The organism is Paenibacillus sp. Soil750 (assembly GCF_001428045.1).
Classification (GTDB): domain Bacteria; phylum Bacillota; class Bacilli; order Paenibacillales; family NBRC-103111; genus Paenibacillus_E; species Paenibacillus_E allorhizoplanae.
On the sequence record NZ_LMSD01000044.1, the window covers coordinates 236238 to 251116 of the forward strand.

The 14879-nt window shown below is 45.3% G+C and carries 11 protein-coding genes; 10 read left to right on the forward strand and 1 reads right to left on the reverse strand.

The window, feature by feature from the left end:
* Positions 1-149 precede the first annotated feature (149 nt).
* From ASL11_RS35280 to ASL11_RS35310, 7 genes are all read left to right on the forward strand, one after another.
* A complete protein-coding gene (locus ASL11_RS35280; RefSeq protein WP_235550669.1) occupies positions 150-1070 on the forward strand; it encodes an ABC transporter permease subunit in 921 nt (306 codons plus the stop codon).
* Positions 1067-2035, forward strand: coding sequence for a carbohydrate ABC transporter permease (locus ASL11_RS35285; RefSeq protein ID WP_157257164.1), 969 nt, complete (start codon positions 1067-1069; stop codon positions 2033-2035). Before ASL11_RS35280 ends, ASL11_RS35285 begins: the two co-directional genes overlap by 4 nt.
* A gap of 42 nt (positions 2036-2077) precedes the next feature.
* Entirely contained in the window at positions 2078-3877 is a 1800-nt protein-coding gene (locus ASL11_RS35290) for a hypothetical protein (RefSeq protein ID WP_056626143.1), read from the forward strand.
* Between the two features lie 154 nt (positions 3878-4031).
* Positions 4032-5549, forward strand: a complete 1518-nt coding sequence (locus ASL11_RS35295) for a carboxylesterase/lipase family protein (protein WP_056626146.1) — start codon at positions 4032-4034, stop codon at positions 5547-5549.
* Positions 5550-5685: 136 nt separating this feature from the next.
* On the forward strand, positions 5686-6480 hold the full coding sequence (locus ASL11_RS35300; RefSeq protein ID WP_056626149.1) for a helix-turn-helix transcriptional regulator: 795 nt from the start codon (positions 5686-5688) through the stop codon (positions 6478-6480).
* A 70-nt stretch (positions 6481-6550) separates the two neighbouring features.
* Positions 6551-8857 (forward strand): glycoside hydrolase family 95 protein, encoded by a 2307-nt coding sequence (locus tag ASL11_RS35305; protein WP_056626153.1) that lies wholly within the window; start codon positions 6551-6553, stop codon positions 8855-8857.
* A gap of 61 nt (positions 8858-8918) precedes the next feature.
* Positions 8919-10334, forward strand: coding sequence for a family 43 glycosylhydrolase (locus ASL11_RS35310; protein ID WP_056626209.1), 1416 nt, complete (start codon positions 8919-8921; stop codon positions 10332-10334).
* Between the two features lie 249 nt (positions 10335-10583).
* Here the strand turns inward: ASL11_RS35310 and ASL11_RS35315 are convergent, their stop codons facing one another.
* Positions 10584-11423: a helix-turn-helix transcriptional regulator gene (locus ASL11_RS35315; RefSeq protein WP_056626156.1), complete on the reverse strand. Its 840-nt coding sequence runs from the start codon at positions 11421-11423 to the stop codon at positions 10584-10586.
* 140 nt (positions 11424-11563) lie between these two features.
* On the opposite strand from ASL11_RS35315, the gene ASL11_RS35320 reads away from it, so the two are divergent.
* The 3 genes from ASL11_RS35320 to ASL11_RS35330 all read left to right on the forward strand — a co-directional run bounded on the left by ASL11_RS35320 (position 11564) and on the right by ASL11_RS35330 (position 14831).
* Entirely contained in the window at positions 11564-12946 is a 1383-nt protein-coding gene (locus tag ASL11_RS35320; RefSeq protein ID WP_235550670.1) for an MFS transporter, read from the forward strand.
* 538 nt (positions 12947-13484) lie between these two features.
* Entirely contained in the window at positions 13485-13826 is a 342-nt protein-coding gene (locus ASL11_RS35325) for a hypothetical protein (RefSeq protein ID WP_056626158.1), read from the forward strand.
* Positions 13827-14306: 480 nt separating this feature from the next.
* Positions 14307-14831, forward strand: a complete 525-nt coding sequence (locus tag ASL11_RS35330; RefSeq protein WP_056626163.1) for a hypothetical protein — start codon at positions 14307-14309, stop codon at positions 14829-14831.
* Positions 14832-14879 lie beyond the last annotated feature (48 nt).

Here is a 14879-nt window from a genome sequence, read left to right on the forward strand (position 1 = left end):
TCAATGTATATCCAATCTACTAATCCATTGATGACGTTTTGCTCTGGCGTAGAGGGGGACTGACATTTCGGCACTCCATATATTTTATAGATATTGTTATGTGTCAATAAATACGTTGAATAGTCCAATGAAAAAGGGAGCGTGACACGGTGCAAATACAAAAAAGCAGCATGAAAAACAGCTCAATAAGAAAATTTCTCTTTATACTTCCTTTTATGGTTTTACTTGGTGTCTTTGCATATTACCCGCTATACGGATGGGTTTATGCATTCTTTGACTATACACCGCCAATTCCGCTGTCCAAATCGCCATTTGTTGGTCTGAAGTGGTTTTATACTTTGGTCGAAAACCAAGTAAAGATCGATCAAACACTTCAAATAATTAAGAACACGTTTGGGATGAGTGGCTTGAATCTGCTATTCTCTTGGCTGCCGATGATTTTTGCCATATTCCTGAATGAGATCAAAGCCATTCGTTTCCGGAGGTTTATACAGACGGTAACAACCTTGCCGAACTTCATCAGCTGGGTATTGGTCTATTCACTGGCATTTTCAATGTTCTCTAGTGAAGGTATAGTCAACGGCCTTTTGAAACAACTTGGAGTTATCGATTCCCCGATTTTACTTCTTCAAAACTCCGACCATGTCTGGATAATGATGTGGATATGGACAACTTGGAAAACATTGGGCTGGTCAGCGATATTGTATATAGCTGCGATTATGAGTATAGATGATTCTCTATATGAAGCAGCCTATGTAGACGGCGCGACAAGAATGAGGGTGATCTGGCATGTCGTATTACCGAGTATGGTGCCGACCTATTTTGTTTTGTTGATGCTGCAAATTGCGAGTTTTCTGAATAATGGCTTGGAGCAATATTTCGTATTTCAAAATGCATTTAACAAGGATTCCATACAGGTTTTAGACTTATATGTGTACAACTTGGCAATGGGGGGCGGTAGCTATTCCGTGTCCGTCGCGATTAGTATGCTAAAGAGCTTGATTAGTGTTGTACTTCTCTTTTCTGTGAATGGACTATCAAAAAGACTAAGGGGAGAGAGTATTGTATGAGTGATACAGCAGCAGGGCTGGCGCCGAATGATAAAGTGCCCGGCAGCCATCTCACCAGAAAAATGAAAGTGCAAGTCAGCCCAACAGATAAGATGATTACTGTTTTAACCTATGTGTTGTTTTCCCTGTATGCGTTTATATGTGTATATCCATTTTACTCCATCATTATTAATACCATAAGCGCAAACGATATTAGTGCCAAAGGTGATGTTATCTTTTACCCGATAAATATTCAATTTCATAACTACGTGGATGCATTTAAAATACCAGGTTTATGGGATGCAGCCATCGTGTCTATAGGAAGGACCGTGATTGGAACCACTTTGACGGTAGGAGCCTCCGCCTTTCTGGGATTCATGTTTACTCAGGAGGATATGTGGAAGAGAAAATTTTGGTATCGCTATACGGTGTTAACGATGTTTTTTAATGCCGGGGTTATTCCGTGGTATTTGACAATGAGGTCTTTGCATCTGACAAACAATTTTTTTGCCTATATTCTACCGACAATCGTAGCTCCGTTTTTCATCATTCTTGTAAAGACTTTCGTGGAATCAACGCCGAAGGAATTGCAACAGGCGGCAAGTATCGACGGAGCCGGGACCATGACCCTTTTTTTCAAAGTCATGTTGCCTATCTGTAAGCCCATATTGGCCACAGTCGCGATATTCGCTGCAGTGGATCAGTGGAACTCCTTCCAGGATACGTTGTTGTTGGTCACGGAGAGCAAGCTTTATAGCTTACAGTTTATTCTATACAACTATATTAATCAGGCAAGTTCCATATCCAACATGGTAAACCTGCAGAATGCCGGCTCGACAGCGATAACAAGTCTGGCAACAAAGCAAACCACTACGTCAATTCGAATGACGGTGACCATTATTGTTGTAGCGCCTATTTTGTTGGTTTATCCGATCTTCCAAAGGTTTTTTGTAAAGGGGATTATGCTCGGTGCAGTGAAAGGATAATTTGCACCGGTTTAATAAATTGAAGGAAAATGGGGGTTGAGTATGAGTAAATCTAGTAAAGCAGTAAAAAAACCACTGTTGGTATTGTTTGCTAGCCTCTTCATGGTTTCTGTAGCATTGACTGGCTGTGGAGATGAATCTAACAATAAGGCCACATCAACGGAACCAAGTAAGTCACCAGACTCCGGTACTGAAGCCACATCCAAGGCTGGTACAGGACTAGATCACAGTAAACCGCTGACGATTACCGTCTTTAACAATGCAGCAAATTATCAAGGAGAGCAGAAAGGGTGGTATGGAAAACTTATTAAGGATAAGTTCAATATCACTTTGAACATTCTTGCTCCGCAGGTAGCCGGCGATCAGCTATACAAGACAAGATCGGCAGCAGGAAATTTGGGCGATCTCCTGATCGTCAATAACGCTCAGTTGGAAGAATTAATTCCAGCCGGTCTGATTATGGATCTCACTGATAAGATCAAGAATACGCAGTACCTGTCCAAATATGTGGTCAACCATTTCAAACCTTTCAATGCAGCATTTGAAAAAATAAATCCGAATGGCAAGATTTATGCGTTGCCGACTTTTGAGGCAGATACTTCACCAACAACATACTCGGAGCAAATCCCTTACTCAAGCCCAATAATGCCTTGGGATTATTACAAGGGAGTTGGGGCTCCCAAGCTAAACAATCTGGATGATCTTCTGAATGTACTGAAACTTATGCATGAGAAATATCCGAAGACTCCGGACGGTAAAGCGATAGCTCCGATCACCTTGTGGAAGGATTGGGACAGCAGAGGCACGATGGAAAATGCACGCTGGTTGAGCAATTGGTACGGGTATGAGCAGCCAGAAGGAACCACGACCATCCAGTTGAATGCAAAAGGCAACATCGTTCCGCTCATTGATGACAACAGTATGTACAAGAAGATTCTGCAATTCTATTTCAAAGCAAATCAGATGGGTTTGGTTGACCCTGACTCGCCTACCCAGGATTGGAACAAAGTATCGGAAAAGCTGACCAACAAGCAGGTACTCCTCTTGTGGTACTCATGGGAAACAGGGTTCTACAATTCAATTGAAAGAGGCAAAAAGGGTGACGGGAATGTTGCTATTCCAATCGCTGACACGCACATCCTTCAGGCAAGCGATGCCTATTACGGCAATGGAAGAGTATTTGCAATCGGTTCCAAAGCCAATGATCCGGATCGGATCATGGAATTCATGGATTGGCTTACTTCTCCTGAAGGCCTACGCTACTATGTGAATGGATTTGAAGGCTTCAACTACGAAAAGATGGCAGACGGTAAATTTAGGCTGACCGAGGTGGGTCAAACCGCATTCCAGAAAAATACACCTGTTCCGGATGAGTACGGAGGCGGCGGATACCAGGACGGACAAAGCAAGCTCAACACGATGATCATAAGCGATTTTGCCAAAGATCCAATGAATGGGGAGTTCTATAACAGCAATTACTGGAGTTCAACAATTGAAGCGAACAAGACAGCGTTAACGACGGAGTGGCAGAACACCTATAAGGCAGAAAACGCAACGGATTACTACCTGAAAAATAAGATGATCGATATCGTTCCCAATATCAATACAAGTTTAGGAAGCGATTCATCAGAAATTAAAAACAAACGCAGCCAGATTTCTGACTATGTAAAGAATACATCATGGAAAATGGTATTTGCAAAGAATCAAGCAGAGTTCGACAAGCTTTGGGAAATGATGAAGAAAGATGTGATAGGCCTCGGTTGGAATGATGTCTTTGCCTCGGATACGGAAAAAGCGCAAAGAATTATTAAAATGCGTGCCGAAGCATTAGCTAAAAAGTAAAAAAAGTAATTTTAATGAATGAGGGATATGTATGAATATCCCTCATTCATTTTCTGATTCTAGACGAATACACCGTCCGTCGATGATCTTCTGCAGTTTCTGGCAAGGGCACTTTCGTGGGAACTAGTTCGCATGATGAAAGGAGAAATTAAGGATGCTTAGAGTCGTAAATGTTGAGAACGGATGGGTACAAGGGCAGCCGGTAGCCGATCCCCGGATCACGAGCTTCAAAGGGATTCCATTTGCCGCGCCGCCCATAGGAGAGAACCGCTGGCGTGCTCCACAGCCAGTCAAAGATTGGGAGGGCACACGCAAAGTGTACGAATTCGCGCCGGTTTCGATGCAGGTCAGACAAGAAATCGACGACAACAATATTTATACCCGGGAATGGGCCGTGGAGCCGAACATCGCCATGGACGAGGACTGCCTCTACCTTAACGTGTGGACTCCGGCTAACCGTGCCGATGAAAAGCTGCCGGTGTATGTATGGTATTTCGGGGGAGGCCTGCAGGTAGGTCATACGGCTGAGATGGAGTTCGACGGGGAACGCATCGCCCGAAGGGGTATCATCGTGGTTACGATCAACTATCGTCTGAACGTGTTCGGATTTCTATGCCACCCTGAAATCACAGCGGAATCGCCGGAGGCTCCCGCCAACTTCGGCCACCTCGACCAACAAGCTGCTACAAGATGGGTCAAACGCAATATCGCTGCTTTTGGCGGGGATCCGGACAACATCACCATCGGCGGACAATCTGCCGGAGGCGGAAGTGTCATGAGCCAGCTTACTTCACCGCAGAACAACGGCCTCTTTCAGAGAGCCATCGTGCAGAGCGGGGTATTCACAGAACTCTACCCCGGAGTCCGCACGCCCAGGTTTCTGCGCGATTTAGCGGAAGCCGAACAGGAAGGCGTTCAATTCTTCGAATTTCTCGGTGTTTCTTTGCTTGCGGAAGCCCGGAAGCTGGATGCGGTTTTTCTCCGAGACAAGATGCTGGAGTACAAGGCGTTCTGGGGCACCGTCGTCGACAATAAGTTCAATGTTGGCAATGCGTTCGAATTGTTCCTTCAAAACAAGCGTCTGCAGGTACCGGTGATGTTCGGCCATACGTCATCCGAGTTCTTCAACGCTCCGAAGGCCGTTTCGCTGGACGAAATCAAGGACTTGGCCATGGAACTATTTGGCGACGATGCCAATGAATTTCTTGAAGTTTGCGGATTTACGTCAGGTAACTTCGATGAGGTCTTGAAAAAAGCTTCGGTAAGTGGCATCGAATACGCGATACGGATTGCCGGGCAGGCCAATGCGGATACCGGCGCCAATCTCCCGCTTTACTATTACAATTTCGATGCGGAAATCCCGGGTTGGGATAACCCTGGAACGTTCCACTCGGTGGATCTCTGGTTTTTCTTCGAAACCCTCGCCAAATGCTGGAGGCCGTTCGTCGGCAAACACTACGATCTTGCCCGCCAAATGTGCAATTACTGGGCGAACTTCATTCATTGTGGAGATCCGAACGGCAAAGATTCTACGGGAGAGGACATGCCGAGCTGGGAGATCTATACGCCAAAGGCACCGTACGGCATGCGATTCGTGGATCAAGCCGAGTTTTCCATTGAACAACCCAGCGAGATGATGCAGTTCCTCGTGAGGCAATATTTCAAGAGATGACGTAATGATCGGTGCTTAGCCATGCAAGAGTGTCGAACGAGCCGTCGTTCCTCTACTTCGTTGACTGTTTTCAAACAGTCATATATGCTATTAAATAATTGATTATTTGTCATTTTTTTGATATTGGAGGATCATTATGACCAACATTTTCTATGTTGAGTATGATGCTGTACACGCAAGCAATTTTGTGTTCGATATCCCTGAAGGCCATAACTGTTGGCTGCTCGTCGTGACCCACACACCTACCCTGTTCTGGGTCAATGAAGAATTGAAGGAGTACCCGGCTCACAGTGGAGTTTTATACCATCCCCATCAAAAAATTTATTACCGGGCCTGTACGGAACAATATAAGAACGACTGGATTCGTTTCGAATCCAACGAATGTTATGTAACGGAAACATCACTTCCATTCGGAGTACCATTTTCATTGAATGACCCTGAATACTGCCACAAATTATTCCAACTCCTTGTCAGCGAACACTCTTTTCAAAAGGATTATAAAGAATCATCCATTGACTACTTACTGAGAACCCTGTTTAACAAGCTGCTGGAATCTTACTTTCAAGAAGTAATTACGCCCAACTACTACAACTTGTTAACGCTTCGGACCGCCATTTACAGTAATCCTAGCCAGGACTGGGCAGTTCCGAGAATGGCCGACTCTATCCGCATCAGTCCTGGGTATTTGCAGTCAATATACAAGAAGACTTTCGGAATTTCTTGTATGGATGACGTGATTACAAGCCGCATCCGCCAAGCCAAGGAATATTTGTTGCAGGGCTCTCTGTCCATCTCGGAGGTCTCTTTACGCTGTGGGTATAACAACGTGGAGCACTTCTGCCGTCAATTCAAGCAGATTACGGGCTCTACACCAAGAAAGTTTCACAAGCAGGTGGAAGGTGCGTCTGTTGAGAGGGCCGCCAAACCGTAACTTACACGATCGAATACAAGCCTGCTGATTAGAAATAGAATCCGATTGTAAAGTGAGGAAGGCAATCGTTATGAGTGAATCGCGTTTAGAGCACAAAGAAAGACTGTTTTTTCACTCCCCAGCCAAGCAGTGGGAAGAAGCATTACCCATTGGCAACGGACGGCTGGGAGCTATGGTTTTCGGAGGGCCATGCTCCGAGCGATTGCAGCTTAATGAAGATTCCTTATGGTATGGAGGACCGAGGGATCGGCATAATCCGGATGCTTTGGAACATCTTCCGGAAATTCGCCGCCTCATTTTTGAAGGGAAGCTCAAAGAAGCCGAGTCCCTCGCTTCGCTTGCCTTAACTGCAATCCCTGAAACCCAGCGTCATTATGTGCCGCTCGGTGATCTGTTTCTTCATTTCTCAACATTAGACGATAACCAAGTCATCGATTATGAACGGGAGCTCGACATATCAGAAGCAGTGGTTAGTATTTCCTTTAAGGCGGGTAAGGTGCATTATCGTCGCAAGATCTTTGCTAGCTATCCGGACGGCGCGATTGTGATTCGATTGATGGCTGATACGCCGGGCCAAATTTCCTTTACGGCAAGAATGGGAAGGGAAAGGTTCCGATACGTAGACCATATCCGCACAGAAGATGGTAATTCGATCGTGATGAGCGGCAATAGTGGCGGAGGTGTTAACTATTGTGGTGTATTGATGTGCAAACCAGAGGGAGGCCAAATGCGTACGATTGGAGAGCACTTGGTCGTGACCAATGCCGATGCCGCCACATTGGTCATTACCGCCGCTACGGATTTTCGAGAGTCCGATCCTCAATCTGCAGCGTGTGCGAATGCCAAGCGTGCTGCTTCACGGACGTATATCGATTTATTAACGGCCCACATTGAGGATTATTGTAAACTGTTTGAGCGGACGTCGTTAAGGCTTAATGCTGTATTCAATCCTGTGGAACAAGACACTTCGACACGATTGGAACGGATGAAAGCTGGAGCTGAAGACCCCGGACTTCTAGCTTTATATTTTCAGTATGGCCGTTATCTGCTTATTGCTTCAAGCAGACCGGGATCTTTACCTGCGAATTTGCAAGGGATTTGGAATAAGGATATGTTGCCGGCCTGGGACAGCAAATTTACCATTAACATTAATGCGCAAATGAACTATTGGCCGGTTGAGATCTGCAATTTACCCGAATGCCATGAGCCTCTCTTTGAATTGATTGAACGGATGATTCCAAACGGCCGCCGAACCGCTCAATTCATGTATGGGTGCGGTGGCAGTACTGCTCATCATAATACTGATATTTGGGCGGATACTGCACCGCAGGATCTTTATCTGCCCTCTACATATTGGCCCCTTGGTCTTGCATGGTTATGTCTGCATCTTTGGGAACATTATCTATTCGGGCGGAATGAGGCTTTTCTGAAACGTGTTTATCCCATAATGAAAGAAGCGGCTACTTTCCTTGTTGATTATATGGTCGAAATTCCGAGTGGAGTGCTTGTCACTTGCCCCTCTGTCTCACCTGAAAACACATATAGATTGCCGAGTGGGGAAACGGGCGTGCTTTGCTATGGGCCATCCATGGATAGCCAGATTGCTCGCGAATTGTTTCTCGCATGTCTAGCTGCAGGTGAACAGTTAGAGACGGATATGGACTTCTTGACAACGCTTAAACTTACAATAGATAAGCTGCCACAGCCCCAGATTGGGCGTCATGGACAAATACAGGAGTGGATTGAAGACTATGAGGAAGTGGAGCCAGGACATCGTCATATCTCACACTTGTTCGCTTTGCACCCGGGAACACAGATTACTCCAGAGAAGACGCCAAGCTTAAGTGCTGCTGCTCGCCGGACACTTGAGAGACGACTTGTAAACGGAGGCGGACATACAGGCTGGAGTCGCGCCTGGATTGTGAATTTTTGGGCTCGGCTGGGAGATGCGGAAGAAGCATACGAAAATGTAACTGCCCTTTTGACACACTCCACATTGCCCAACCTTCTCGATAACCATCCGCCGTTTCAGATAGACGGCAATTTTGGCGGGACTGCGGGAATCGCAGAAATGCTGCTGCAAAGTCATGCTGAAGCCATCCATTTGTTACCATCTCTTCCTAATTCATGGTCCATTGGCGAAGTAACAGGGCTCCGCGCCCGCGGTGCGGTAACGGTAGATATGGCATGGAAGGACGGTCAATTACAGCGTGCTGTACTGAAGCCGGACTATAAAGGGGTGTATCGTATTCGTTGCAATCTGCCCATCCAATTATGGATTGAAGGGGAGATTTATGAGCCAACGCAACTCGACGCATCAACCTATTTGTTTGAGGTGGAGGCAGGGACTGCGGTTCATGTACTTGCTAATCTGTAGAAATCAATTATGTATATGTATGAAAGAAATATCGAATTTAGCAAGGAGTGAACGGATGAATATGAACATACAGGCACGAAATCCCTATCTTCCATCATGGGAATATATTCCCGATGGAGAACCGCATGTTTTTAACGGCAGAGTTTATGTATATGGCTCTCATGACCGTTTCAATGGGCATGCGTATTGCTTGAACGATTATGTCTGTTGGTCGGCACCTGAGGATGATCCGGCAGACTGGCGGAATGAAGGTGTGATTTACAAAAAAACAGATGATCCGCTTAATCCTGATGGAAGCATGTGTCTGTATGCACCAGATGTCACGGTTGGTCCGAATGGACGTTATTATTTGTACTACGTCCTTGACAAGGTTTCTATCGTTTCGGTCGCTGAATGTGATACCCCGGCCGGCAAATATGAATTTTATGGCTATGTTCGATATGCTGATGGAACACGTTTGGGGGACAGAGAAGGCGACGAGCCACAATTTGATCCAGGAGTGATGACAGAAGGAGAAAGAACGTACCTGTATACCGGTTTCTGTGCAGCTGGGGACAAGTCAAGAAGCGGTGCCATGGCTACGGTCCTGGGCCCCGATATGCTCACGATTTTGGAGGAACCGGTATTTGTCGCGCCAAGTGAACCTTACAGCAAAGGCAGCGGATTCGAAGGGCATGAGTTTTTTGAGGCTCCTTCTATAAGGAAGAAAGGCGATACGTATTATTTGATTTATTCATCCATCGTCATGCATGAACTGTGCTACGCGACCAGTAAATGTCCAACAAAGGATTTCGTATATCAAGGAGTCATTGTCAGCAATAATGATCTTCATATCGACTCATACAAACCGGCAAATAAACCCATGTATTTTGGCGGCAATAACCATGGTAGCATTGTTGAGATGAATGAAAAGTGGTACATTTTTTATCATAGACATACCAACGGAACGAATTTCAGCCGGCAAGGTTGTATCGAACAGATCGAATTTCGCGAAGATGGTACGATTCCGCAGGTGGAAATGACATCCTGCGGTTCGAATGGAGGGCCGCTTGACGGTCGAGGGGAGTATCCTTCGTACCTGGCTTGCAATCTGTTTTGCAGGGAAGAGGCGTTATATACAGGAGATCCCGGGGAATGGATGGACAGTGGGTTTCCGAAGATTACCCAGGATGGGAAAGATGGAGATGAGGAGATCGGTTATATCGCCAATATGAGGGATTCCGCAACAGCCGGATTTAAATATTTTCAGTGCGATGGGATCAAGAAAGTCAAAATCAGGGTGCGTGGATATTGCCGTGGTGCCTTTGAAGTGAAAACATCATGGGACGGTCCTGCTCTCGGGAGCATATCGGTTGTATTCTCGAATATATGGAAGGAATATTCTGCAGATCTCGTTATACCGGATGGCATACAAGCATTGTATTTCACGTTTACGGGTACGGGAGGCGCGAGTCTAGCTTCATTCACATTGGAATAACCAACATATGACCCTGCTCTTTCCAGTGCTAGAACGGATACATTTCCGCTTACGATCGGCTCGCCAAAGGGTAACGGGGGCGTGGTTTCGATGCGATCCCGAGAGACCTGATTAAACAAACGGAGAACGATAGCTTAACAAAGATCAGCAGGCTGCCGGATAACTCGGTGTTCTGCTGTGCTAACGAGCAAGAATGTATAACAAGAAAGAATCGGCCCGATCGATGAGATCGGGCCGATTTTGTATCAATTACTCCGATAGAAGGTTATTAAGTTTGGGGAGCGTATCGTTATCGTTTGCCGGTATATTGATCGTGACCGTAAGGTGGGGAGAATCAGATACAAGAAACGAAATTTGTTCAAATACAAGTAGTCCGGCTGTCGGATGATGATTAATTTTCTTTCCTTCAGGTCCATTCAGAACATTGTGCTGCGGCCACCATGCTCTGAATTCCGCACTTACCTGATTCAAATCCCCGATGAGTTCCATCCACCAAGGATCGCCCACGAATTTACCGTAACTGGCGCGAAAATGAGCTAAACGATGCCGAGCATGCGTTTCCCAGTTTCCTTGAAGCAATTCACGCACGTATCGCGAAGTGAACGTTCGCCAAACAGTATTGCGCTCGCGCGTCGACATAGCCCCATAATCCCCATAAATCAAGCTTGCTGCCTTGTTCCATGCAACAATATTTAGGCGCTGATCGGTAACATATGCCGGACTCGTCCCTTGTAGGTCAAGGAAGTTCTGAAGTGTCAGACTAATGGTGTTTTCGACTGGCGTCAGATCGGCAGGCAACTGCTGGAGGGCCAGCAAAAATAAATGATTCCGCTCATTCGAATCAAGCTGGAGAGCCCGAGCAATGTTTTCTAGCACTTGAGCCGATACCTGAATATTTCGCGCTTGCTCCAGCCATGTATACCAGTCCACACTGACGCCTGAGAGCTGCGCCACTTCCCCACGTCTAAGTCCCGGCGTGCGCCGACGGCCCATATTAGGCAGACCAACTTGCTCAGGTGAAATACGGGCGCGACGCGTCCTCAAAAACTGCGCCAGCTCATCAAGCCGCGTGTTGTTTGATTGTTCCATAAATTTGCTCCTGTCCATTGTCCGACTCATATCGTAGGAGAATTACACCTAGGATAAACCCTCATCTTATACTAGTATATAATCCATTATACACTTTCAATGTGACGAATACTTAATTTTGCAATGGAAGGGGACTTACTTTGGAAAAAACAATGCAAATACAGTCCAACAGTACCGGCAAGCTGGCCAAAGCACTGTTGCTTCTCGGGCTTTCGCTCGGATACTTTATGGTACTTATGGATATGACGGTGGTTAGCGTCGCGCTACCTGCGATTCGATCCGAGTTGGGCGGGGGGATATCTGGCCTTCAATGGGTGGTCAACGCCTACACTATCGTGTTTGCCGGTTTACTGCTATCAATGGGTACGTTTGCTGACAAATTTGGGGCCAAACGTGTCTATACGTGCGGTCTAGCCCTATTTCTCGCAGCATCGCCCATTTCGGCAGCTGTTTCGACGCTAGGCGCGCTTATCGGCTTACGTGCGATACTCGGTATTGGAGGCGCAGCTCTGATGCCAGCCTCACTCACCCTGCTTGCCCATGCCTACCCTGGACTGGCTGAACGTGCCCGGGCGCTTGGCATTTGGGCAGCGGTTACCGGAACAGCGATGGCGGCAGGACCTGTTGTCGGTGGGCTATTGGTGGACTCGTTCGGTTGGCGCAGCATTTTCCTTCTCAACGTGCCGCTTGCAGGCATTAGCTTAATCATAACTTTCCTGTTCGTCAGGGAAACGGATCGTAAAATGCGGAATAGCTTTGACGTGGGGGGACAAATTACGGCCATTGCCACCATAGCTGCAGTTTCATTCGGACTGATGGAGGGGGAAACGTACAGTTGGAATTCCCCTGTTATTTTCGCGGCATTTAGTCTGGCTCTGTTGGGCGCCATCCTATTTTTGATTTTTGAAGCGAGAAGCAAGTCACCATTACTTCCGTTGCGGCTATTTAAGAACGCGACGGTATCGGCCGGACTGTTTGCGGGGATGGCGATCAACATCGGCCTGTCGGGAATTCTATTTGTACAGCCATTGTTTTTTCAACAAACGCGCGGATTATCGGCCCACATGACCGGACTCGCGCTCCTTCCAATGATGATTCCACTGGCCTTCAATCCAATTTTGACTGGTCGAATTGTTGGCAGAATCGGAGCGCGGATACCGATGACTGTCGGCTTTAGCTTGGGTGCAGTCGGTACACTGCTGCAAGTGTGGACGGAAGTGAACACCAGCTATGTCATTACAATGATTGGATTGCTGTTGATCGGTTTCGGAGTGTCCTTTACGATTCCCTCGTTGATGGCGGCCGTAATGTCTTCCGTTCCGAAGGAACAGACCGGTGCGGTTTCAGGCGCTCTCAATTCAAGTCGCCAGCTTGGCGCGACGCTGGGGGTCGCCATAACCGGCTCGATTCTGAGTGGCAGCAAATCGTTTATTGCTGGAATGCATATGTCGTTTATTGTTACAACTGTTGTTTTGTTCGGCGGTAGTTTGCTATCGTTCGTATTTATCAGCAGAAAACAATAACGGCGATAAACGAAGGCTTCACATGTCCAATCTGACGATTGACTTTCAAACCCGCGTCGATATCCAGAAATCAGGTTAATTGTTTCAGACCAAACCTTTAGGGGCTGGTAATAATGGTGAATACACCCACTTTGTTGAATGGGAGGACGGTATGTACAGAAGCTGTAACTCGTTTTTATCAGCTAAGACCAGATGAAGTTGCCTTGGTAGGATGAAGAAAATGACCTTGAAAATTATAAGCATGAAGCAATACTTCTTCTGAAGGTGCAACTTTAACATTAAGCTATTGGATAACGAGAGTTCAATAGCAACATTAAGAGGCAGCCAGCCCAAGTGGATTGGTTGCCTCTTCTCAAGTAACGGGCAGGTTAGTGGAATAAGATGGTCCTTTTAGTCCATCCTTTTTTTGTAATTAAAGGATAGTATTTAATGATAAAGACAAATAGGAGATTGAGGGAAGGAAGAATTATAACTGCGTATCCTATATATAAACCGCTCTTATAAAAATATCATTAGAAAATAAGGTGTGATATGTAAGATGAAATATAACTATCGAGTTGAGTTTCTTAAAATTGGCGGAGTCAAAACCTTTGTATTTAGGCTGCCAGATGAGCTTGGACTAGTTGAGATGTTTATGAATTCAGATATTCAAAGTGAGTATATGAGTAAAAGGTTTAAGGATTATTGTACCCAGGTTCTGAGTGGAAAATTGAAGGAAAAAGATTTTTCTAGCAACAACTTCTCAACTACTATTAAACCCGACTATGTCCAATTAATTGACAAGTATTCTGAAGAGAACAACGTTATTTCTATTGAAACATCCGAATTAATATTGTTAATTGAGGCATTTGTTAATGAAAGGAAGAAACATACTATCTGATTTTGTAATTTATGAATTACTCCTAGCCCCCAACTGTAGCGATACAGCATCGGGGCTTTTCTGAACTAACGGTGAACTATGGTTCAATTAAGACTGGACGGCAGCCGGCACCGATAGGCTACCGTTGTCTGTTGAAGTAACGGGCAGNTGATCAAGGGAAATAAAGATCGTAAGTGGAAAATAAAGTGTGTTAGTGGTGTTCACTTTTGTGAACATCACTTTTTTAGTATTTGAGGTTCGTTATTAGTTAATGAGGAGACCGGCAAATAAAGATATAGACTGCCGGTGGGCATTAAGCTAACGGGCAGTAGAGCGTGGTCGATACAGCCAGTCGGTTAGGCTGTTAAGAGTTTTAATTGACCTCATAATACGAACGGGCAGAATTACGTAATCGACAAGATTAGACTTACTTATATTCCAGATTGTGGTAAAGTAATATAGGTGTTCCAATAAACCATGGATTCCGTTTAGGGGGAACAAATGAAGAAGAGGATTGGATTTACAATATTATTTCTAATCGTTATGGGTTCTTTCTACTTCTGGGGTTCAATGAAATTGAATTTTTCCCCACGATACTACTATACTTTTATTACAAAGGATACAAATTTGAGTAATGAAAATATTAATGGCTTAAAGCTACACCAAAGTATGAAGGATGATTGGTTTATTGGTAAATACGGTAAAGAATATGGAARAAAAGAAAATGCACTTTTTGACTATTACAAATTAAATGATGGTCTGATGATTGCTACTCAAAAGGGTAACGATAAAATTATCCGCATTAGTATTACTACTTCAAACGCTGAACCACTAAGAACCTACAAAGGAATAGGCATTGGAGAATCAATTGACAAAGTGAAGCAAATATATGGTGGTAGCTACTATACAAGGTGGGAACAAGGTTCAAGTATTATTGGGTATGTTGATGGGAAAGAAACTTTGGAATTTTGGTATGCTAACAATGAAGTTGACCAAATACGATATGATATTGCCTCTATGAATTAGTATGGTATACCGTAGTATAAATAAAAGTCAGGTCACTAAACTAACGGA